The sequence below is a fragment of the Buchananella sp. 103232 genome (assembly GCF_058725725.1).
In genome coordinates this window covers 1-20,483 of record NZ_JBZXJM010000010.1, presented here as the reverse complement: position 1 = coordinate 20,483, position 20,483 = coordinate 1, and the positions used below count along the sequence as shown (strand labels likewise).

The window sequence follows — 20,483 nt, the reverse complement described above, 5'->3', positions numbered from 1 at the left end:
TCAAACGCAAAACGCAGCAGGTAGTCATTCAACAATACGACGCCCACCCCTGCCATAGATACAGCCATTTGCCTTTAAATCGACGAGAAACACTAGCGACACCCAAATGCAAAGCCCAACGAACTACGCACACCAGCAATCATCGCAACACACCACACGCCCTCCGCTAATAGTCGTCATACCTGGCGTTCTCGGAAGCGTGCTCGTTGACCAGCAAGGTCGAACAGTTTACAACGCCCACTCCCCCAAGCCACTGCTTTTCCCAGACGGACTCCGCATTGAGAACGAGCTAATCGCAACCAAACCCATCGAGGAGATTTCCCTCTTCGGCATGCGAATCATCCCAGGATACAAGGAATTTATAAATCGCATCAAGCAGATGTGGGGAATCCCGGACAGCAAAGCCGCAAACACAGTCGACTTGAATTCTGCAGACACCCCGGATCTAATTGCATTTGCCTACGACTTCCGCAAATCAGTTAGCACAATAGCCTTCGAGCTCAACAAAATGATAAGACGCCACTTTGACGGCCGCCACGTAAGGATCTACGCACATTCCATGGGAGGCTTGATCGCAGCTCACTGGTACGCATTTCTGAGCGAAGGTATCTTAGTCGATGCTATTTCAACTTTCGGCACGCCATTTAATGGCGCCGGCGCAACTCTGGACCACATGCTCAATGGCTTCAAACTAGCCAAACTCCGCTGGGACAAAGCCACCGAAGTAATGAGGGAATGGGACTCAGGGTTCGACCTATTGCCCCACTGGCCCACCATCAGGAACGGGAGCAACTTCATCCTACCACATGAACTCAGCATCCAAGCAACAGAGTCAATCAGCAATTACAAAGCGCGTGCGCGTGACGCACACGAAAAGAACACACTCCTCTTTCAGGAACTACAGCGTAGGCAGGATGCCGGGCAGACCTTGCCTTTCACCTACTACTACTCCCAAAGTAGGCGAACAATCCACGAACTTGAAGTGTCAAGGCAGACGCTGAAAGTGACTAGCAGAGAACCAGACGACCTTCCGCACGAACTGCAGGGTGGGGACGGAACTGTAGCAACCTGCTCCGCCCTACCTAGCTTCGCACTCCGGGGAAACGATGCCTCTCACCGAGTTTCAGGCTCACACACAGACCTGTATCTATCCGAGGACTTTCTACGCAAATCCGATAATATCCTGCCGATAAGAGGCGACACCACCAAACAACCCACTCCCCATTTGATACTGGACTTCGCCGACGTAATCAATAGCGCCAACCCTTCCAATATTGAAATATCAGTTTCAACACCGGAGCACATCCCGCCATCAAAGAATAGTCCGATAGTGAGAATAGGCGGAATGAGAGTTTCTACCACCCCTACCTCTACAGGCTGGATAGCAAATTTACCTCCGCTCCGGACAGGAATTCACAGAGTTTCTGTGAGACACCAATGGCACCCGAGCCACAACCCCCTTGAGGTGAACACATTTATCGGCTCCCTGTCTTCAGCGAGTGAAGCATGATTTGGGATTCTGTTAACGACCCGGCTGGTATTGGTGAGGCCGTTTTTCCTGGCTGGTTGCGGCTATTGGTGTCCGGGTTTGAGGGGCAGCGTTTCCCGGTTTCAGTAGGAGGCAATGTTCAGGCCAAGGCCTGGCGGGTCTTTGACGCTTTCCAACAGCTCAAGCTTGCTTACGACTGGGAGCCGCCTGAGAGCCATCCTGGGAAACAGAAGATCCGCCCGTTGAACGAGGTTGTCTCCCAACGACGCGGGACGTGCGTGGACCTGTGCGCCGCATTCGCATGCGCGGCTTTGGATGCCAGGCTCCACCCTCTCATTCTGGTCATCAGGCAAGGACAACACCGGCACGCCATCGTGCTCATCCCGGTCGACAAGACTTGGGAGGGCGGCTGCCTGCCCGTGATCCAAGCCCCATACTTCACCGACAACTCCAAAGACCTAGAGGGCAGCAACCGCCCCCTGTTGACCGCACAGAAACCCGGCGATCTCAGTGCCAACTGGCTGGCCATCGACGTCCAACAAGCCACCGAACGCCAAGCGACTTGGTCCCAGGCCCTAGAGTTCGGAGCCAGCTACGCCGACCCCAACGGCCAATGGGAATGGGAGGTCTGCATAGACGTCGGCGCCATCGCCGCCCAACGCGCCCCAGACGCCAACGTGCCCAGCGTCTTAAAGGCCGCAGACGCCCTCGCCCCCGCATTCACGGCACTACCCGATGATCCCAGCCCGCTTCAACTTCTCAATTCCAGACACGGAGTGGTGCCCTACTGCAAGAACACCCACTACACAGCACTACGCGAATGGGCCTCCACACCGAGCGCACCAATCGGCTCAGCCAGCAAAGCGGATTTCTCCATTGCTCTGCTCGAAGGACCAGGCGGTGCCGGCAAAACCCGCCTTGCAGCCGAACTATGCAAGGACATGGGCTCTTTGGGATGGGTTACTGGCTTCACCACCCAAACCACTCCGCTGACTGACCAAGATCTAGACGGCCTGAAGGAGCTGGGCACCGAGCTGCTGCTGGTAGTGGACTATGCCGAGAAGTACAACCAGGACCAGATCGCACGCATCATGCGTGCTTTGAATCAGAGATCAGCACCCACCAGGCTTCTACTAGCGGGACGCTCAGTAACCTCCTGGTGGGACGCAATCGAACACAACATCCTTCAGGACAACCCCAGTATTAGGAATATCCACAAGACCGACAAACTCGGCCCATATCGAGAATCCAGTTTTCTCTACCGCAGAGCCCTCAAAGCATTCGCCGAAACTCTTCACAAAAGCACATACGACGCCCCAACCACTTCGACAGATCTTTCTGAATCTACAACTGAGATACCCGCACATGTTTTCGACGGAGCCTCCGCTCTGACTGTAACTTTGCATGCACTACTCGAGGCGGTGGGACAAACGCCCATCTCTAGTACTGCCAAAGAGCGTAGTGCAGACAATAGCGAAGATGCTGCGGGTACAGACAAGATCCAGACGACACTCTTCCAAAGAATTCTGGATCTAGAGTTAGCACGCTGGCAGAAACACGACTCACTCAGCAATGCCAGCAAGATCTCTCTCAAGCATGCTGCAGCTACAGTCGCTTTGCTCGCCCCAACGACGGGTCACCTGGAAGACGTTCTGAGCAGGTTGCCCGAATGGGAGCATAATCACCAGGAGCGAACCAAGTTTGCAGAACTCCTCACCACGGTACTCATCCCTACTCGCGAAGGCAACCAAGTCCGCTTCGAACCCGACCCAATCGCAGACTACCTAGTAAGCGACGTCTTCACGTCAGAGCCGACTCTCCTGAACCAAATACTTCCACACCAACCCCAAAACAAGAATCGAAACACGGTTCAACCGCGTCTAGTCACCGAGCAAGAAGAAGCCCTCCGCACCAATTCAAAAGCCCAGGCAAGCAACGCCTGCCAAACCATCACACGGCTCTCCACCGCCTATTCGGTAGCGGCCACGGAACTGGCCGAAGCATGCCTGCACTACCGCCCCCACATGTGGAAAGCAGCATTCGAAACCGCCCTGACCCAAGGCGGCCCGTTTGCCACCGCCCTTCAGACACTCGTCGAAAACAACGCCGACCTCCCAGTAGAAACAATCCTCAACGCCATCCCCCTTGGGCACTCCTGGCTACGCCAAGTCGCCCTCCAGATCGCCCAAAAACTCACCGACCAGCCAGGCCAAACTCCCGCCCAACACGCAGCACGGCTCAACAACCTCGCGGGTCGGCTAGCAGAAACCGGCAACCAGCCAGCCGCACTAACCACCGCTCAGGAAGCAGCCGGCATCTACCGGAAGCTAGCCACCCAAAACCCCGCCGCATACACACCGGGCCTCGCCATGGCGCTCAGCAACCTCGCGACCTTCCTAGCCGAGACCGGCGACCACCAAGCCGCACTCACCACCATTCAGGAAGCAGTCGACCTCTACCGCGAGCTAGCCGCCCAAAACCCCACCGCACACAACCCAAACCTCGCCATGGCGCTCAACAACCTCGCCAACCGCCTAGCCGAGACCGGCAACCACCCAGCCGCACTCACCACCATTCAGGAAGCAGTCGCCATCCGCCGCGAGCTAGCCGCCCAAAACCCCACCGCACACAACCCCAACCTCGCTGCCTCCCTCAACAACCTCGCCAACCACCTAGCCGAGACCGGCAACCACCCAGCCGCACTCACCACCATTCAGGAAGCAGTAGCCATCCGCCGCGAGCTAGCCGCTCAAAACCCCGCCGCATACAACCCCGACCTCGCCATGGCGCTCAACAACCTCGCCAACCGGCTAGCCGAGACCGGCGACCACCCAGCCGCACTCACCACCATTCAGGAAGCAGCCGACCTCTACCGGAAGCTAGCCGCCCAAAACCCCGCCGCATACAACCCCGACCTCGCCATGGCGCTCAACAACCTCGCCAACCGGCTAGCCGAGACCGGCAATCACCCAGCCGCACTAACCACCGCTCAGGACGCAGTCGACCTCTACCGCGAGCTAGCGGCCCAAAACCCCGCCGCACACACACCGGGCCTCGCCAGAGCGCTCAACAACCTCGCCAACCGGCTAGCCGAGACCGGCAACCGGCCAGCCGCACTAACCACCATTCAGGAAGCAGTAGCCATTCGCCGCGAGCTAGCCGCCCAAAACCCCGCCGCGTACACACCGGGCCTCGCCATGGCGCTCAACAACCTCGCGACCTTCCTAGCCGAGACCGGCGACCACCAAGCCGCACTAACCACCATTCAGGACGCAGTCGACCTCTACCGCGAGCTAGCGGCCCAAACCCCCGCCGCATACAACCCCGACCTCGCCATGGCGCTCAACAACCTCGCCAACCGCCTAGCCGAGACCGGCAACCACCCAGCCGCACTCACCACCATTCAGGAAGCAGTAGCCATCCGCCGCGAGCTAGCCGCCCAAACCCCCGCCGCATACAACCCCGACCTCGCCGGAGCGCTCAACAACCTCGCCAACCACCTAGCCGAGACCGGCAACCACCCAGCCGCACTCACCACCATTCAGGAAGCAGTAGCCATCCGCCGCGAGCTAGCCGCCCAAAACCCCACCGCACACAACCCCAACCTCGCTGCCTCCCTCAACAACCTCGCCAACCGCCTAGCCGAGACCGGCGACCACCCAGCCGCACTCACCACCATTCAGGAAGCAGCCGACCTCTACCGGAAGCTAGCCGCCCAAAACCCCGCCGCATACACACCGGGCCTCGCCGGAGCGCTCACCAACCTCGCTAACTTCCTAGCCGAGACCGGCAACCACCCAGCCGCACTCACCACCGCTCAGGAAGCAGTCGACCTCTACCGCGAGCTAGCCGCTCAAAACCCCGCCGCATACACACCGGGCCTCGCCAGAGCGCTCAACAACCTCGCCAACCGGCTAGCCGAGACCGGCGACCACCCAGCCGCACTCACCACCATTCAGGAAGCAGTAGCCATTCGCCGCGAGCTAGCCGCCCAAAACCCCGCCGCGTACACACCGGGCCTCGCCAGAGCCCTCAACAACCTCGCGGCCCGCCTAGCCGAGACCGGCAATCACCCAGCCGCACTAACCACCGCTCAGGACGCAGTCGACCTCTACCGCGAGCTAGCGGCCCAAAACCCCGCCGCATACAACCCCGACCTCGCCATGGCGCTCAACAACCTCGGCAACTTCCTGGCCGAGACCGGCAACCGGCCAGCCGCACTAACCACCATTCAGGAAGCAGTCGACCTCTACCGCCAGCTAGCCGCCCATAACCCCGCCGCATACACACCGGGCCTCGCCATGGCGCTCAACAACCTCGCGGCCCGCCTAGCCGAGACCGGCAACCACCCAGCCGCACTAACCACCATTCAGGAAGCAGCCGACCTCTACCGCGAGCTAACCGCCGACTATCCCCAGGTCTTCACCCCTCAGCTAATCTCGACCACTCGTTTCCTCGCTAACGAGTTGCGAGAACTAGGCCGAAACAACGATGCTCGCAACGTATTCACGCCAGCAGCGGACCAGCTACCACCGTCCGTCCGGGCGCAACTTCTGCTCGTCAGGGCACGATGGGACGAAAGCACCGCTACTACGGACCTGGTAGCCGCCGCCCTCGAAGCGGACAAACACGACCAACCCGACATGCTGGGCCCAACCCGCCGCGCAATAGCCGCCGAGATCCACAACCACGAAGCCACCTCCTCACGCCTGCCAGATTGGGCGCGGGTCACCCCAACCGAAGAACAGACACAAAAGCTAGCCCGCTGGAACAACACCCAGGACCTCGAGGAAAGAGCAGAAACACTCGAATCAGACTGGCCCGCGCCAAACAGCCAAGACGTCTTCACCCTAAAAGCGCTCGCAAAACTCTATGTAGACATCCCTGCCATTGCACTGCTCTCTGCGTGTATAGAAGAGATCGCCGCCAGAGGCATCAAGGCAGTCACCAACGAGTTGCGCGCCCTCAACCGAGCGCACCAGATCCTTATTGCCTGGCAAACCGCACAAACAACCAACACCATCCCCACCTTCCTACACACCTATAACACCCCCAACGACGCCCCTGCCCCCGTGGAGCAACAAAACCTCCAAACCCCCCAGCTCCGCGACACCGTCTTGGTACTCGCCGAGCAACACCTGAATCGCCCCGCCCACACCGAACTGGAAACCGCACTCACGCTCAGCGACCTCTGTGAACCCCACCTAGTGGCCGCGCTACTCGGTTCAATCGACGACGCCGCAGACGCCCTCGAAATCCTCTTCAAGAACAAGAACTGGCAGTCCCAAGCCCTCGCGCTAACCCGCCTACCCGAGCTCGAACGCACTCACTACGGCACCTTCGCCGCAGCCCTCGCCACCGCACACCAAGGCAACAACCCAGGCCAGGCAACCACGCTCCTGGAAACCGCATGGAACCGCGCAGACCGATACGACCGTCAACAAATCCTGGCCAACCTAACCGCAGCATCCACCCAATCCCCAGAAACACCGGGATTCGCCGCACTGCTGGCGCGAGCGCAGGAACTGGCGGGTGAGCAGTCGTAGTGCCGGCACGCCAGCCAGCGCCCGGGCAGCCGCCGGATACGGGTTACGCCCTACACCACTTCGGCCTAGGGCAGCAGGCTGGCCTGGGAGAGCGGTAGGGAGGAGTCCGGGGCGAAGTCGGCCGGGCTGGGCTCCACGCCGGCGCGGGCCAGGATGGAGCCGAGCGCGGCGATCTGGGCGCCGTTGTCCGTGCAGTACTTCAGCGGCGGGAAGCGCACCTCCACGCCGTACTTCTCCTGACCGGCCTTGAGCAGCTCGCGCAGACGGGAGTTGGCGGAGAAGCCGCCGCCCACGATCAGCGCCGGGGCGTCGAAGGCCTTGACGGCGGCGAAGGCCTTGTCCACCAGGACCTCGTTGACGGCCTCTGAGAAGCCGGCGCAGATGTCCTGCACAGGCAGCTCCTGCCCCTTGGCCTCCAGGGCCTCGATGTGGCGGGCCACGGCGGTCTTCAGGCCGGAGAAGGAGAAGTCGTAGGGGTGGGCGGCCACGTGCTTGCCGGTGGACAGGCCACGCGGGAAGCGGATGGCCTGCTTGTCGCCCTCGCGGGCCAGGCGGTCCACGTGCGGGCCGCCCGGGTAGGGCAGGCCAAGCAGGCGGCCCACCTTGTCGAAGGCCTCACCGGCAGCGTCGTCCAAGGTGCCGCCCAGCTCCACGACGTCGCGGGCCATGTCCTTCAAGTGCAGCAGGTTGGTGTGCCCGCCGGACACGATCAAGCCAATAGAGCCGGGCGGGATCTCCCCGTCCACCAGCTCGTCCACGGCCAGGTGGCCCAGCACGTGGTTCACGCCGAAAAGCGGCTTGTCCAGGGCAAGGGCCAGGGCCTTGGCGGCGCACACGCCCACAGTGAGGGAACCGATCAGGCCGGGACCGGCGGCCACCGCGATGGCGTCCACGTCCGCCAGGTTCACCTCGGCCCGCTCCAGGGCCTCGTTCAGGGTGGGCTCGATGGCCTCCAGGTGGGCGCGGGAGGCGATCTCCGGGATGATGCCGCCGTAGCGGGCGTGCTCCTCCATGGAGGTGGCGGTGACGTCGGCCAGCAGGGTGCGGCCGCGCACCAGGGCCACACCCGTCTCGTCGCAGGTGGATTCAATGCCAAGGATCAAGGGTTCCACACCCTCCAGCCTAGCGCTGTCCAGCCTCCCCGGAAAAACGCCGGGGCGGCGGGCCCGCTCACGCGAACCCGCCGCCCCTGACGCGGCATTCCAGCTCAGACGCGCACGCCGGCCCAGCGGGCGCGGCCCAGCTCACGGTTGAGCATGGAGATGGTCTCCAGCGGCACGGACTTGGGGCAGACCGCGGCGCACTCACCAATGTTGGTGCAGCCACCGAAGCCTTCCTCGTCGTGCTGGTTCAGCATGGATACCACGCGGGCCATGCGCTCCGGCTTGCCCTGCGGCAGCAGACCCAGGTGGGTGATCTTCGCTGCCGTGAAGAGCATGGCGGAGGCGTTGGGGCACGCGGCCACGCAGGCACCGCAACCGATGCACGCGGCGGCCTCGAAGGAGCGCTCGGCGTGCGGCTTGGGCACCGGGGTGGCGTGCGCGTCCGGCGCGGCACCCGTGTTGACGGAGATGTAGCCACCGGCGCGGATGATCCGGTCGAAGGCGGTGCGGTCAACCACCAGGTCCTTGATGATCGGGAACGCGGTGGAACGCCACGGCTCGATCGTGATGGTGTCGCCGTCCTTGAAGGAGCGCATGTGCAGCTGGCAGGTGGTGGTGCGCAGCGGGCCGTGGGCCAGACCGTCGATCACCACACCACACTGGCCACAAATGCCCTCGCGGCAGTCGGAGTCGAATGCGATCGGCTCCTCGCCCTTCGCAAACAGCTCCTCGTTGAGTACATCCAGCATCTCCAGGAAGGACATGTGGTCAGAGATGCCCTTGAGCTGGTACTCGTGGATGGCGCCCTTGGCGTCCGGGCCGTTCTGTCGCCAGATTCGAAGGTTGATGTTCACTTGTAGCTCCGCTGCTTCATCTCGACGTACTCGTAAACGAGGTCTTCCTTGTGCAAGATGGGCGCCTGCCCGTCGCCGCCAAACTCCCAGGCCGCCACGTAGGCGAACTGGTCGTCGTGACGCATGGCCTCGCCTTCCTCAGTCTGGGACTCGGTCCGGAAGTGGCCACCGCAGGACTCGCGGCGGTGCAGGGCGTCGATGCACATGAGCTCGCCCAGCTCCAGGAAGTCGGCCACGCGGCCGGCCTTCTCCAGGGACTGGTTGAGCTGGTTGCCGGTGCCCGGCACGCGCACGTTGCGCCAGAACTCCTCGCGCAGCTTGCGAATCTCGACGATTGCCTTCTTCAGGCCCTCCTCGTCGCGGGCCATACCGCAGTACTCCCACATGATGTGGCCCAGCTCCTTGTGGAAGGAGTCCACGGAGCGCTCGCCGTTGATGGACAGGAGCTTGTCGAAGCGCTCCTGGGCGTCACGCAGCGTGGCAACGACCTCCGGGTGGGACTCGTCGATCTTCTCGAACGGGCCGTCGGCCAGGTAGTCGTTGATCGTGTTGGGCAACACGAAGTAGCCGTCGGCCAGGCCCTGCATGAGGGCGGAGGCACCCAGGCGGTTGGCGCCGTGGTCGGAGAAGTTGGCTTCACCGGTCACGTACAGGCCGGGGATGGTGGACTGCAGGTCGTAGTCCACCCACAGGCCACCCATGGTGTAGTGAACCGCCGGGAAGATGCGCATGGGCACCTCGTAGGGGTTCTCACCGGTGATCTGCTGGTACATGTCGAACAGGTTGCCGTACTTGGCGCTGACCGCGTCGCGGCCCAGGCGCTCGATGGCATCGGCGAAGTCCAGGTACACGCCCAGGCCACCGGGGCCAACGCCACGGCCCTCGTCGCACATGTTCTTGGCCTGGCGGGAGGCGATGTCACGCGGCACCAGGTTTCCGAACGCGGGGTAGATGCGCTCCAGGTAGTAGTCGCGGTCCTCTTCGGCGATGTCGCGCGGGTCCTTGGAGCAGTCCTCAGCCTTCTTGGGCACCCAGATGCGGCCGTCGTTACGCAGGGACTCACTCATCAGGGTGAGCTTGGACTGGTAGTCACCGGAGACGGGGATGCAGGTGGGGTGGATCTGCGTGAAGCAGGGGTTGCCGAAGTAGGCGCCCTTGCGGTGCGCACGCCAGATGGCGGTGCCGTTGCAGCCCATCGCGTTGGTGGACAGGAAGAAGACGTTGCCGTAGCCACCGGTGGCCAGCACCACGGCGTCGGCCAGGTGCGTCTCGATCTCGCCGGTGACCATGTTGCGGGCAACGATGCCGCGGGCGCGGCCGTCCACCACGATCAGGTCCACCATCTCGTGGCGCTTGTACTCCTTGACGGTGCCGGCGTTGACCTGGCGCTCCAGGGCCTGGTAGGCGCCGATCAGCAGCTGCTGACCTGTCTGGCCACGAGCGTAGAAGGTGCGGGAGACCTGCACACCACCGAAGGAGCGGTTGTCCAGCAGGCCACCGTACTCGCGGGCGAAGGGCACGCCCTGGGCCACGCACTGGTCGATGATGGCGGCGGAGACCTCAGCCAGGCGGTAGACGTTGGACTCGCGGGCGCGGAAGTCGCCACCCTTAACCGTGTCGTAGAACAGGCGGTAGACGGAGTCGTTGTCGTTGCGGTAGTTCTTCGCGGCGTTGATACCACCCTGCGCGGCGATGGAGTGCGCGCGGCGGGCGGAGTCCTGGTAGAAGAAGGCCTTGACGTTGTAGCCCATCTCGCCCAGGGAGGCTGCGGCGGCGCCGCCGGCCAGGCCGGTACCGACCATGATGACGGAGAGCTTGCGGCGGTTGGTGGGGTTGACCAGGCGCGCGTCGAACTTGCGCTTGCTCCAACGCTCGGCCAGCGGGCCCGTGGGGCACTTGGCGTCCACTAGGGCCTCGCCCTCGCGGTACAGGCCGTCGATCAGTTCTTCAGTCACGTCTAACCTCACTTAATAAAGCCAAGCAGGATGGCGGTGGGGGGAGCCATGAAGCCGACCAGGATGCCCAGGGCGGCCAGGGAGGCGACCAGCTTGGTGCCGTCGAGGGTGGTCTTGCGCACCCACCCCATGGACTGCATGGCGCTCCACACGCCGTGCCAGATGTGCAGGCTCAGGGCCAGGATGGCGATGAAGTAGATGACCCAGACCCACCAGAGCTGGAAGGCCATGACCATGCGGTCGTAGGGGCCCACTCCCTCTGCCAGGTAGTCGCCGCCCCACTGGATGTGCAGGGTGGTGAACTGCAGGATGTGGGCGACGATGAACAGGGCCAACACCACGCCGCCCCAACGCATGGTGAGGTGGGCGTAGCGGGAGGCTGGGGAGGCAGAGATGGACTTCTTCACCACGTAGCGGTCGCGTCCGCGCGCCTTGGCACCCAGGTGCCACATCTTGAAGGCGGCGTAGAAGTGGACCACGAGTGCCAGCAGCAGCAGGGCCCGGAAGGCGTAGAGGAACCAGCCCGGCGGGATCATGTGCGGCAGCGGGTCGCGCAACCAGTGGGCGTACCCGTCGAATGCCTCTTCGCCGAGGAACATCTTCAGGTTGCCGTATGAGTGCATCAGGATGAAGAAGATGAACAGGAAGCCGGTGACGGCCATCGTGCGCTTGAGCGCGACGTTGGTGCGTCCGGCGGTACGGGGAGTTACTTTCTTGGCCACGTGCCGAACGCTACCGAGCCGCCGCGTGCCCTATTAGGACTTATGGCGCACCCGGGCGAGGTTTGGGAGTTTTTGGCTAGATTGCTGGGTTTTGAGGCCAGACGCCGCCCCTGCCTTTAGTCAGAAAGAGCCGGTGTGAAGCGAATTACGACACGATTTTAGTTACCGGCCCGTCCGGTAATGGCTCGCCCCCTTTGTGCGGCCCGTTAGGCCCGGCTCGCTGCCCTGCCTGCGCGGCGGCCTGTGCCCCCTTGGTTGGGCGCCGTACCGGCCTTCTTTGGTGTCCGACGTCGCCGCCCCACCGCCCCGCGAGCGCGCCCGACCCGCAACCGGCCGGTGCGCTCCTCAGCTGGTGCTCACCGCAGCGCGGGCGGCCTCGAAGGCGCTCACGCAGGCGCGAACGTCGTCCTCGCTGTGCGCGGCGGAGAGCTGGACGCGGATGCGGGCCTTGCCGCGCGGCACGACGGGGAAGGAGAAGGCGGTGACGTAGACACCCAGCTCCAGCATCTTGGCGGCGATCTGGCCGGCCAGGCGGGCACCGTCCTCGCCGGGGAACATGACGGCGTGGATCGGGTGGCTGCCCGGCAGCACCTCGAAGCCGGCCTGCTCCATCAGGCCACGGAACAGGGCGGCCATCTTCTCCAGGTGGTCGCGTTCAGCGTCGGCCCCCGCCGCCAGGCGCAAGGCCTCGCGGGAGCCGGCCACGATCGCCGGGGCGAGGGTGTTAGAGAACAGGTAGGGGCGGGCCTTTTGCCGCAGCATGTCGATCACTGCGGCCGGGCCGGCCACGTAGCCGCCGCTGGCCCCTCCCAGCGCCTTGCCGAGGGTGCCGGTCAGGATGTCCACGCGCTCCTCCACCCCGAACAGGGCGGCGGTGCCGCGCCCGCCGGGGCCCACGAAACCGGTGGCGTGGGAGTCGTCCACCAGCACCAGCGCCTCGAACTCCTCCGCCAGGTCGCAGATGCCGGGCAGCGGGGCGTAGGAGCCGTCCATGGAGAACACGCCGTCGGTGACGATCACCACCTGCTGCGCTCCCCCGTCGCGCGCGGCCTCCAGCTGGGCGCGCAGGTCCGCCAGGTCAGCGTTGCGGTAGCGGAAGCGGGCGGCCTTGCACAGGCGGATGCCGTCGATCAGGGAGGCGTGGTTGAGCTCGTCGGACACGATCGCGTCCCCCGCCCCGAACAGCGCCTCGAACACACCGCCGTTGGCGTCGAAGCAGGAGGAGAACAGGATCGCGTCTTCCTTACCCAGGAACGCGGCTATCTCCCGCTCCAGGGCGCGGTGCTGGTCCTGGGTGCCGCAGATGAAACGGACGGAGGACAGACCAAAGCCCCACCTATCCAGCGCCTCCTTGGCGGCCTGCGCGGGGCGCGGGTCCCCGGCCAGGCCCAGGTAGTTGTTGGCGCAGAAGTTCAGGGACTGCCCAGCGGACGTCTCCACGCGCGGGCCCTGCTTGCCCAGGATCTTGCGCTCGGACTTGTAGAGCCCGGCGGCCCGGATCTGCTCCAACGCCTGCTCCAGCTGCGGGGTGAGGGTGTCCACTGTTTACTCCTGTGCTCGTTTCGGGTGGCGGGGGCGGGCGGTGCCCGCGCCTGGGTACGGCTAGGCGTTCCTTAGCGCTCCCAGTCGATGATTACCTTCCCGGCACTCCCGGAGGCCGCCACCTGGAAGGCGGCCTCCCATTCCTCGGGGGCAAACCGGTGGGTGATGATGGAGCGCACCGTTTCCCGCAGGCGGGCCGAGGTCTGCATCATGTAGGTGGCCAGATACCAGGTGTCGAACATTTCGCGCCCGTAGATGCCCTTGATGGTGAGCATCGAGGTGATCACCTTGCCCCACTCCACCGGGAAGGGCCCCTTGGGCAGCCCCAGCAGGGAGATGGTGGCGCCGTGGGTGCAGGAATCGATCAGCGTAGACAGGCCACCCGGTGCCCCGGACATCTCCAGGCCCGCGTCGAAGCCCTCGCGGATATCCAGGGCGGTCATCACGCTGGCCAGCGAATCGGTGGTGATGTCCACGGCAGCGTCGGCCCCGGCGCGGCGCGCCAGCTCCAGGCGATCTGCCTGCATGTCTGTGATAACGATGTTGCGGGCGCCGGCGTGCTTGGCCAGGGCCACGCACATAACCCCAATTGGTCCCGCGCCGGTGATGAGCACGTCCTGGCCGGTCAGCTCCAGCGGCTGGCAGGAGTGCACGGCGTTACCCAGCGGGTCAAAGAGGGCGCCCAGCTCTACATCGATTTCCTCCGGCTGCACCCACACGTTGCGGGCCGGCACCACCACGTAGTCGGCGAATCCGCCGTCCCGGTTCACGCCGATGCCGATGGTGCGGATGCACATGTGGCGCCGTCCGGCCCGGCAGTTGCGGCAGCGCCCGCACACGATGTGCCCCTCGACGCTGACGCGCTGGCCCACGTGCAACTCGTCCGGGCCGTAGCCCTCCACCACACCCGGGCCCACCTCCACGATCTGCCCGCAGAACTCGTGCCCGAGGGTCTGCGGTGGGGTGAGGGAGCCGGGCGCGCCGCCGTCCCAGTTGTAGAGGTGGACGTCCGTGCCGCACAGGCCGGCGCGCTGCACGCGGATCTTGACCTCCCCGTAGCCGACCATCGGTTCGGGGATCTCGCACAGCTCCAGCCCCGGGGCCGGCGCAGTTTTGCGGAGGGCACGCACTTACGTCTCCTTTGACAGTTGGCTCTGCAACGTCGGCAGCGAGGCCAGGTTCACTTTGCGCAGTCCCATTTTGCCCCGCTCCGCTTGCCGTGCGCGCCGATTTTGGGGCGTTGGTAGTTGTCTACGTGTTGCTGGCTGGGCCGGTGGTTGCGGCCAGTCCCGCGCTTTGTGGCCTCGTGGGCGACGCTGCCGCCGGCCACCCCTCCCACTGTGCACGCCACTGCTGCCCGGCCCCGCCGCGCCGCCGCAAGCAGGACGCGCCAGACACCCCGCGCGCACTCGTAGGCGCCCTGCCCCTGCTGGGCTCTAGAGCGGCTTTTCCATCACCAACGCGTCGTCCGTGGGCAGCCGGTAGTAGCGCCTCCGCACCGCGATCTGCGTAAAGCCGCGCGACGCGTAGAGACGCTGGGCCGCCTGGTTCTGGGAGCGCACCTCCAGCAGCACGCGCACCGACCCGGCCGCCCGCGCGGCCTCCAGCAGCGCGTCCAGCAAGCGCCCGGCCTGGCCCTTGCCCTGCCAGGGCGGCAGCACCCCAATGGTCATCAGCTCGGCGTCCTCACACAGAGAGATCCCGCCAAAGCCCCACAGGGTCTCGCCCTCCACCAGGCCCAGGTAGGTGCGGTCGGGGTTGGCCAGCTCGCTCTCGAAGGCTCCTGGTCCCCAGGCCTCGGCCCCGAACAGCAGCTGGTCCATCACGGCCAGCGCGTCGGCGTCCTGCGCCTCCAGCGGCACTATCTCCAGGGAGCTACTCACTGGCCGTGGATGTCCGGGCGGCGCAGGTAGGCCGGCTCCAGGCCGCCCACCGTGCCCGCCGCGTAGCGGGCGGCCGCCAGGCGCGCGAAGGCACCTGCCTCCAGTTGCCCGGCCTGCTCCCCGCGCGCCTCCAGGGCCTGGTCGTAGAGGCCCACGCCGGGGCCGGTCACCCCGGCCACGCCCGCGCCCTCACCGGCCAGCCAGGCCCACACGGCAGCCGGGGTCTCCACCGCCAGCTCGTGCACGCGCGCAACGTCGTCCCCGTCCGCCCGGTAGGTGGCCCAGTAGACCTCGCGGCGCCGCCCGTCGGTGGCCACCAGCACCTCCCCGCTCGCCCCGGCCGCGAAGGCCTGGACGGCAAGCACGTCCAGCGGGCACACGCCGGTCACCGGCACCCCGGCGGCGCTGGCCAGCAGCCTGGCCGTGACGATCCCGGCGCGCAGGCCCGTGTAGGGGGCGGGGCCCGTACCGACGGCCACGAGGTCGACGTCGGCCAACTTGGTACCGGCCTCAGCAAGCACCTGGCGTACCAGCGGGGACAAGGACTCGGCGTGCTGGCGGGGGCTGGCGTTGGTGGCCTGGGCGAGCACGCCGGCGCGCCCGCCGTCCACGTCCACCAGCGCGGCCAGAGAACCGGCAGAGGAATCGATCACCAAAACGCGCATCACGCCTCCAAAACCGAGAAGTCGACGTTCTCCCAGCGCGGACCAAAGCCGCGCAGCCGCACGAAGCGGGAACTGGCCAGCGGCTCCGCATCCGCCTCCGCGTCGCCGCCCGCGCCGCCTTCACCGTTCTCGCCGCTCTCACTGCCCGGCGCGGCGCCCCGCCCGCCGTCCTCGCCCAGGTCCAGGCCGCCCTCGGGGCGCGAAAGGGTGATCTCCAGGCGCGAGTCGGCCAGGGACTCCACCTTGCCGCTGCCCCACTCCACCACGGTGACGGCCTCGTCCAGGGTGGCGTCCAGGTCCAGGGTCTCCAGGTCGTCCAGGGAGGTGATGCGGTAGGCGTCCACGTGCACCAGCGGGGTGGGGCCGGGGTGGACGCGGGCGATGATGAACGTGGGGGAAGAGACGCGGCCGCGCACCCCCAGCGCCTGCCCCAGGCCCTGGGTCAGCGTGGTCTTGCCGGCACCCAGCGGGCCGGAGAGCACCAGCAGGTCGCCCGGGCGGGCCAGCCGCGCCAGGCGGGCCCCAAAGGCGCGCGTGGCCTGGGCGTCCACCAGCTCTACGGGTCCGTATTCGTTCACTCTTCCTCCTCCACGCGCGGCACGCGCACGCCCACGCGGGTCACGATCTCGTAGCCAATGGTGCCGCACGCGGCGGCCCAGTCATCGGCGCTCGGGGCGGGGGCGGCGCCGAACAGCACCACCTCATCCCCCGGGACGGCTGGGGGCTCGCCGCCGGTGACCGGCCCCAGGTCTATCACGAACTGGTCCATGCACACCCGACCCACCTGCTGGCGCAGCGCGCCTGCCGCCCACACGTGTACGGCATTGCTAGCGTGGCGCGGCACCCCGTCGGCATAGCCCAGCGGGACCGTGCCCAACCACCGCTCGGTGGGGGCCTGCCAGGTGCCGCCGTAGCTGACGGGCGTGCCGGCAGGGACGCGGCTGACCTGGAGCAGCGGGGCGCGCAGGCTCATCGCCGGGCGCAGCGCAGCGCGCACCCGGTCCCACCGCAGCGCGGCCTCAGCCAGCGCACCGGCCGGGGCGGCAGCGTCGTCCATCCCGGTGTACTCCGCCTCCCAGTGCGCGTTGGGGGCCAGGCCGTACAGGGAGATGCCCAGGCGGACGCGCTCGAAGGCGTAGTGCGGGTAGTAGATCGCGCCGGAGGTGGCCAGGGCGTGCCGGACGGCGGCCGGGAAGTGGGCGCGCACCCGCTCTGCGCAGGCGGTGAAGCTCTCCAACTGGGCGCGCGTGGCGGCGACGGCGCCGGGTTGCGGGGAGTCGGCGCGGGCCAGGTGGGTCCACACGCCGCGCACGTCCACCAGGCCCTCCCCCGCCAGCGACCGGGACTGGCTCAGAGCCTCGCCCAGCTGCTCGGGGCGAAAACCGGCGCGGGTCATGCCGGTGTCCACCTGGATGTGCACGCGGGCCGGTAGGCCGGTGGCGCGGGCGGCGGCGGCCACGGCCCGCCACTGCCAAGGGGCGGAGACGGTCAGGTCCACCCCGGCGCGCACGGCAGCGGAGAGGTCCGTGCCGGGGGCGTAGATCCAGGCGAGCATGGAGCCGTCGGCGGGCAGCGGGCAGCCGGTCTCCTCCAGGCGCTGGAGCAGTTCGAGCGCCTCGCTGAGCTGCGCCACGGCCAGGTGCTTGACGCCCGCGCGCAGCATGGCGGCGGCAACGATCGCGCCGCCGTGCCCGTAGGCGTCGGCCTTCACCACGGCGACGGGCTGCGCGCCCGGGGTCAGGCCGGCCAGCAGCGCCAGGTTGTGGCGCAGGGCGGGCAGGCTGATGAGGGCGCGGCCGGGGAATACGGGCGCGACGGTCATGGGGTCATTCTTCCACGCCCGCGCCGGGACGAGATTTGCGGTGCCGCGCGCCACGCCGCCGCACGCCCTGGCCGCCCGGGGTGGGCGGGGAGGGCGGGACGCCCGGGGATGGCCGACGTTCCTCCCGCCGCCCTGTCCAGTGGGCCGCCCGGGGGCGGGACCGGCAAGGTGGCCGACGTTCCTCCCGCCGCCCTGTTCGACGCACCGCCCGGGGGCGGGGCCGGGTGGGCCGTCAGGAGCTCGGCCAGGGTGGCGGGCAGTTGCCGGGCCACGGCCAGGGCCCGCAGGGGACCGCCCGGGTTGGCCTGCGCGGCGGCGCGGGCGTGCACGTGGGCGGCCAGGGCTGAAAGGCAGGCCAGCTCGGATTGGGCGGCGGCCGGGTCGCTGGCGCAGAGCTGGCTCAGGTGCTCGCCGCGAGCGCTGAGGAGAGCGCCCAGCAGACCGGAGAGCACGTCTCCGGCCCCGGCTGTGGCCAGCCAGGCCGGCGCGCCGGTGGCGGTGAGCAGGCTGCCGTGCGGGGGCGCCGACCACGGTGACCGACCCCTTCAGGAGCACCACCGCCCCGGTCAGCTGCGCGGCCCCGGCGCGCCCAGTGGGCGGGGCGGGCCTCCACCTCGGCGCGGTCCGGCGCGGCACCGGGCAGGCGGGCCAGCAGCTGGGCCAGCTCGCCGGCGTGCGGGGTGAGCACCGTCAACGGCGGCAGTGGGATGGACGACGCCCCCTCCACCGCCCCCAGCCCGGTGGCGTCGATTACCAGCGGCAGGCAGTCGGCGCGGGCCGCCTCGATGAGGCGGCCGGCGGCGGGCAGCTCGGCGGCGCTCAGGCCCGGGCCCAGCACGCGCGCCTGCAGACGCGCCCCTCGCCGGGCACGGCCTCGGGGCAGGCGGCCAGCACGGCCTGCGCGGCCTGGGGCTGCGCGGAGTGAGGTTGCTCGGGGCCGGCCTGTGCTGGGCGGGGCTGCGCGGGGCCGGCCTGGGCTGGGCGGGTCTGCGCGGGGCGGGACTGCTCCGGTGCCGGCCGCCTCATCGAGGCGGCCCGCGCCGACTGCCTGCCGCTGGTAATCGACGCCGCGGGGCATGGTGGTGGAGGGGGCGTCGTCCCACTGCCGCCGTTGACGGTGCTCACCCCGCACGCCGGCGAGCTGGCCCAGCTGCTGGCCCGCCTGCCCGGTGCCGCGCCGGACCGCGCCGAAGTGAGGCCCGCCCCGCCCACTGGGCGCGCCGGGCCGCGCAGTTGAGCCGGGGCGGTGGTGCCCCTGAAGGGGTCGGTCACCGTCGTGGCGCCCCCCGCGCGGCAGCCTGCTCACCGCCACCCGGCGCGCCGGCCTGGCTGGCCACAGCCGGGGCCGGAGACGTGCTCTCCGGTCTGCTGGGCGCCTCTCCTCAGCGCTCGCGGCGAGCACCTGAGGCCAGCTCTGCGCCAGCGACCCGGCCGCCGCCCCAATCCGAGCTGGCCTGCCTTTCAGCCCTGGCCGCCCACGTGCACGCCCGCGCCGCCGCGCAGGCCAACCCGGCGGTCCCTGCGGGCCCTGGCCGTGGCCCGGCAACTGCCCGCCACCCTGGCCGAGCTCCTGACGGGGCATCAGGGCGGCAGGAGACGTCGGCCCCCGGTCCCGCCCCCGGGCGGCCCACTGGACAGGGCGGCGGGAGGAACGTCGGCCATCCCCGGGCGTCCCGCCCTCCCCGCCACCCCGGGCGGCCAGGGCGTGCGGCGGCGTGGCGCGCGGCGCGCAAATCTCGTCCCGGCGCGGGCGTGGAAGAATGACCCCATGCGGCCCGTCGCGCCCGTATTCCCCGGCCGCGCCCTAGATGGCCTGCCGCCCTGCGCCACAACCTGGCGCTGCTGGCCGGCCTGACCCCGGGCGCGCAGCCCGTCGCCGTGGTGAAGCTACGGGCACGGCGGCGCGATCGTTGCCGCCGCCATGCTGCGCGCGGGCGTCAAGCACCTGGCCGTGGCGCAGCTCAGCGAGGCGCTCGAACTGCTCCAGCGCCTGGAGGAGACCGGCTGCCCGCTGCCCGCCGACGGCTCCATGCTCGCCTGGATCTACGCCTCGGCACGGACCTCTCCGCTGCCGTGCGCGCCGGGGTGGGACCTGACCGTCTCCGCCCCTTGGCAGTGGCGGGCCGTGGCCGCCGCCGCCGCCGGCCGCCCGGCCTACCGGCCCGCGTGCATCCAGGTGGACACCGGCAAGACCCGCGCCGGTTTTCGCCCCGGGACGGCTCTGAGCCAGTCCCGGTCGCTGGCGGGGAGGGCCTGGTGGACGTGCGCCACGTGGACCCACCTGGCCCGCGCCGACTCCCCGCAACCCGGCGCCGTCGCCGCCACGCGCGCCCAGTTGGAGAGCTTCACCGCCTGCGCGGGTGCGCGCCCACTTCCCGGCCGCCCCATCCCCGGCACGCCCTGGCCACCTCCGGCGCGATCTATACCGCACTACGCCTTCGAGGCGCGTCCGCCTGGGCCACGTCCCTGTACGGCCTGGCCCCCAACGCGCACTGGGAGGCGGAGTACACCGGGATGGACGACGCTGCCGCCCCGGCCCTGGCTGAGGCCGCGCTGCGGTGGGACCGGGTGCGCGCTGCGCTGCGCCCGGCGATGAGCCTGCGCGCTGCTCCAGGTCAGCCGCGTCCCTGCCGGCACGCCCGTCAGCTACGGGCGCCTGGCAGGCCCCCACCGAGCGGTGGTTGGGCACGGTCCCGCTGGGTCATGCCGACGGGGTGCCGCGCCATGCCGTACACGTGTGGGCGGCAGGCGCGCTGCGCCAGCGGCGTGGTCGGGTGTGCATGGACCAGTTCGTGATAGACCTGGGGCCGGTCACGGCAGGCGGCCCAGGGGGATGAGGTGGTGCTGTTCGGCGCCGCCCCAGTGAAGCGGCGCACGAAAAACGTCTATGGGTCCCGTTGTA

The 20,483-nt window shown here is 67.6% G+C and carries 16 protein-coding genes and 1 pseudogene; 5 read left to right on the top strand and 12 right to left on the bottom strand.

Going from position 1 to position 20,483, the window contains the following annotated elements; all coding sequences use genetic code 11:
• Positions 1-199 precede the first annotated feature (199 nt).
• Positions 200-1,510, top strand: a complete 1,311-nt coding sequence (locus AC4PWQ_RS01495) for a lipase family protein (RefSeq protein WP_492089567.1) — start codon at positions 200-202, stop codon at positions 1,508-1,510.
• Positions 1,507-7,035: a tetratricopeptide repeat protein gene (locus AC4PWQ_RS01490; protein ID WP_492089566.1), complete on the top strand. Its 5,529-nt coding sequence runs from the start codon at positions 1,507-1,509 to the stop codon at positions 7,033-7,035. Before AC4PWQ_RS01495 ends, AC4PWQ_RS01490 begins: the two co-directional genes overlap by 4 nt.
• A gap of 65 nt (positions 7,036-7,100) precedes the next feature.
• Here AC4PWQ_RS01490 and tsaD read toward each other — a convergent pair whose 3' ends face one another.
• From tsaD to AC4PWQ_RS01430, 12 genes are all read right to left on the bottom strand, one after another.
• The gene (gene tsaD / locus AC4PWQ_RS01485) at positions 7,101-8,147 is read right to left on the bottom strand and encodes a tRNA (adenosine(37)-N6)-threonylcarbamoyltransferase complex transferase subunit TsaD (RefSeq protein ID WP_492089565.1); all 1,047 of its coding nucleotides are present in this window, start codon (positions 8,145-8,147) and stop codon (positions 7,101-7,103) included.
• A gap of 95 nt (positions 8,148-8,242) precedes the next feature.
• Positions 8,243-8,992: a succinate dehydrogenase/fumarate reductase iron-sulfur subunit gene (locus AC4PWQ_RS01480; protein ID WP_492089564.1), complete on the bottom strand. Its 750-nt coding sequence runs from the start codon at positions 8,990-8,992 to the stop codon at positions 8,243-8,245.
• Positions 8,989-10,947 carry a fumarate reductase/succinate dehydrogenase flavoprotein subunit gene (locus AC4PWQ_RS01475; protein WP_492089563.1) on the bottom strand — a complete coding sequence of 653 codons (1,959 nt, stop codon included), beginning with the start codon at positions 10,945-10,947 and terminating at the stop codon, positions 8,989-8,991. The genes AC4PWQ_RS01480 and AC4PWQ_RS01475 overlap by 4 nt, the downstream gene beginning before the upstream one ends.
• 8 nt (positions 10,948-10,955) lie before the next feature.
• On the bottom strand, positions 10,956-11,669 hold the full coding sequence (locus AC4PWQ_RS01470) for a succinate dehydrogenase cytochrome b subunit (RefSeq protein ID WP_371163836.1): 714 nt from the start codon (positions 11,667-11,669) through the stop codon (positions 10,956-10,958).
• A 345-nt stretch (positions 11,670-12,014) separates the two neighbouring features.
• Positions 12,015-13,211 carry a glycine C-acetyltransferase gene (locus tag AC4PWQ_RS01465; protein WP_492089562.1) on the bottom strand — a complete coding sequence of 399 codons (1,197 nt, stop codon included), beginning with the start codon at positions 13,209-13,211 and terminating at the stop codon, positions 12,015-12,017.
• Positions 13,212-13,282: 71 nt separating this feature from the next.
• Complete coding sequence (gene tdh, locus AC4PWQ_RS01460) at positions 13,283-14,341, bottom strand: L-threonine 3-dehydrogenase (protein ID WP_371152711.1); 1,059 nt, start codon at positions 14,339-14,341, stop codon at positions 13,283-13,285.
• 306 nt (positions 14,342-14,647) lie between these two features.
• Positions 14,648-15,094, bottom strand: a complete 447-nt coding sequence (gene rimI, locus AC4PWQ_RS01455; RefSeq protein WP_371152712.1) for a ribosomal protein S18-alanine N-acetyltransferase — start codon at positions 15,092-15,094, stop codon at positions 14,648-14,650.
• Positions 15,091-15,759 (bottom strand): tRNA (adenosine(37)-N6)-threonylcarbamoyltransferase complex dimerization subunit type 1 TsaB, encoded by a 669-nt coding sequence (gene tsaB / locus AC4PWQ_RS01450; protein ID WP_492089561.1) that lies wholly within the window; start codon positions 15,757-15,759, stop codon positions 15,091-15,093. Before tsaB ends, rimI begins: the two co-directional genes overlap by 4 nt.
• Positions 15,759-16,337 carry a tRNA (adenosine(37)-N6)-threonylcarbamoyltransferase complex ATPase subunit type 1 TsaE gene (gene tsaE, locus AC4PWQ_RS01445; protein WP_492089560.1) on the bottom strand — a complete coding sequence of 193 codons (579 nt, stop codon included), beginning with the start codon at positions 16,335-16,337 and terminating at the stop codon, positions 15,759-15,761. The genes tsaB and tsaE overlap by 1 nt, the downstream gene beginning before the upstream one ends.
• Entirely contained in the window at positions 16,334-17,581 is a 1,248-nt protein-coding gene (locus AC4PWQ_RS01440; RefSeq protein ID WP_492089559.1) for an alanine racemase, read from the bottom strand. The genes tsaE and AC4PWQ_RS01440 overlap by 4 nt, the downstream gene beginning before the upstream one ends.
• Positions 17,578-18,057, bottom strand: coding sequence for a hypothetical protein (locus AC4PWQ_RS01435; protein ID WP_492089580.1), 480 nt, complete (start codon positions 18,055-18,057; stop codon positions 17,578-17,580). Before AC4PWQ_RS01435 ends, AC4PWQ_RS01440 begins: the two co-directional genes overlap by 4 nt.
• Positions 17,982-18,659 (bottom strand): NAD(P)H-hydrate dehydratase, encoded by a 678-nt coding sequence (locus AC4PWQ_RS01430; RefSeq protein ID WP_492089558.1) that lies wholly within the window; start codon positions 18,657-18,659, stop codon positions 17,982-17,984. The genes AC4PWQ_RS01435 and AC4PWQ_RS01430 overlap by 76 nt, the downstream gene beginning before the upstream one ends.
• A gap of 33 nt (positions 18,660-18,692) precedes the next feature.
• Here AC4PWQ_RS01430 and AC4PWQ_RS01425 point away from each other — a divergent pair, with 33 nt between their 5' ends.
• From AC4PWQ_RS01425 to AC4PWQ_RS01415, 3 genes and pseudogenes are all read left to right on the top strand, one after another.
• Positions 18,693-18,818, top strand: a complete 126-nt coding sequence (locus tag AC4PWQ_RS01425) for a hypothetical protein (RefSeq protein ID WP_492089557.1) — start codon at positions 18,693-18,695, stop codon at positions 18,816-18,818.
• A gap of 663 nt (positions 18,819-19,481) precedes the next feature.
• A pseudogene (locus AC4PWQ_RS01420) lies at positions 19,482-20,177 on the top strand (alanine racemase); the annotation flags it as partial.
• Positions 20,140-20,418, top strand: coding sequence for an alanine racemase C-terminal domain-containing protein (locus tag AC4PWQ_RS01415; RefSeq protein WP_492089556.1), 279 nt, complete (start codon positions 20,140-20,142; stop codon positions 20,416-20,418). The pseudogene AC4PWQ_RS01420 and the gene AC4PWQ_RS01415, both read left to right, overlap by 38 nt.
• Positions 20,419-20,483 lie beyond the last annotated feature (65 nt).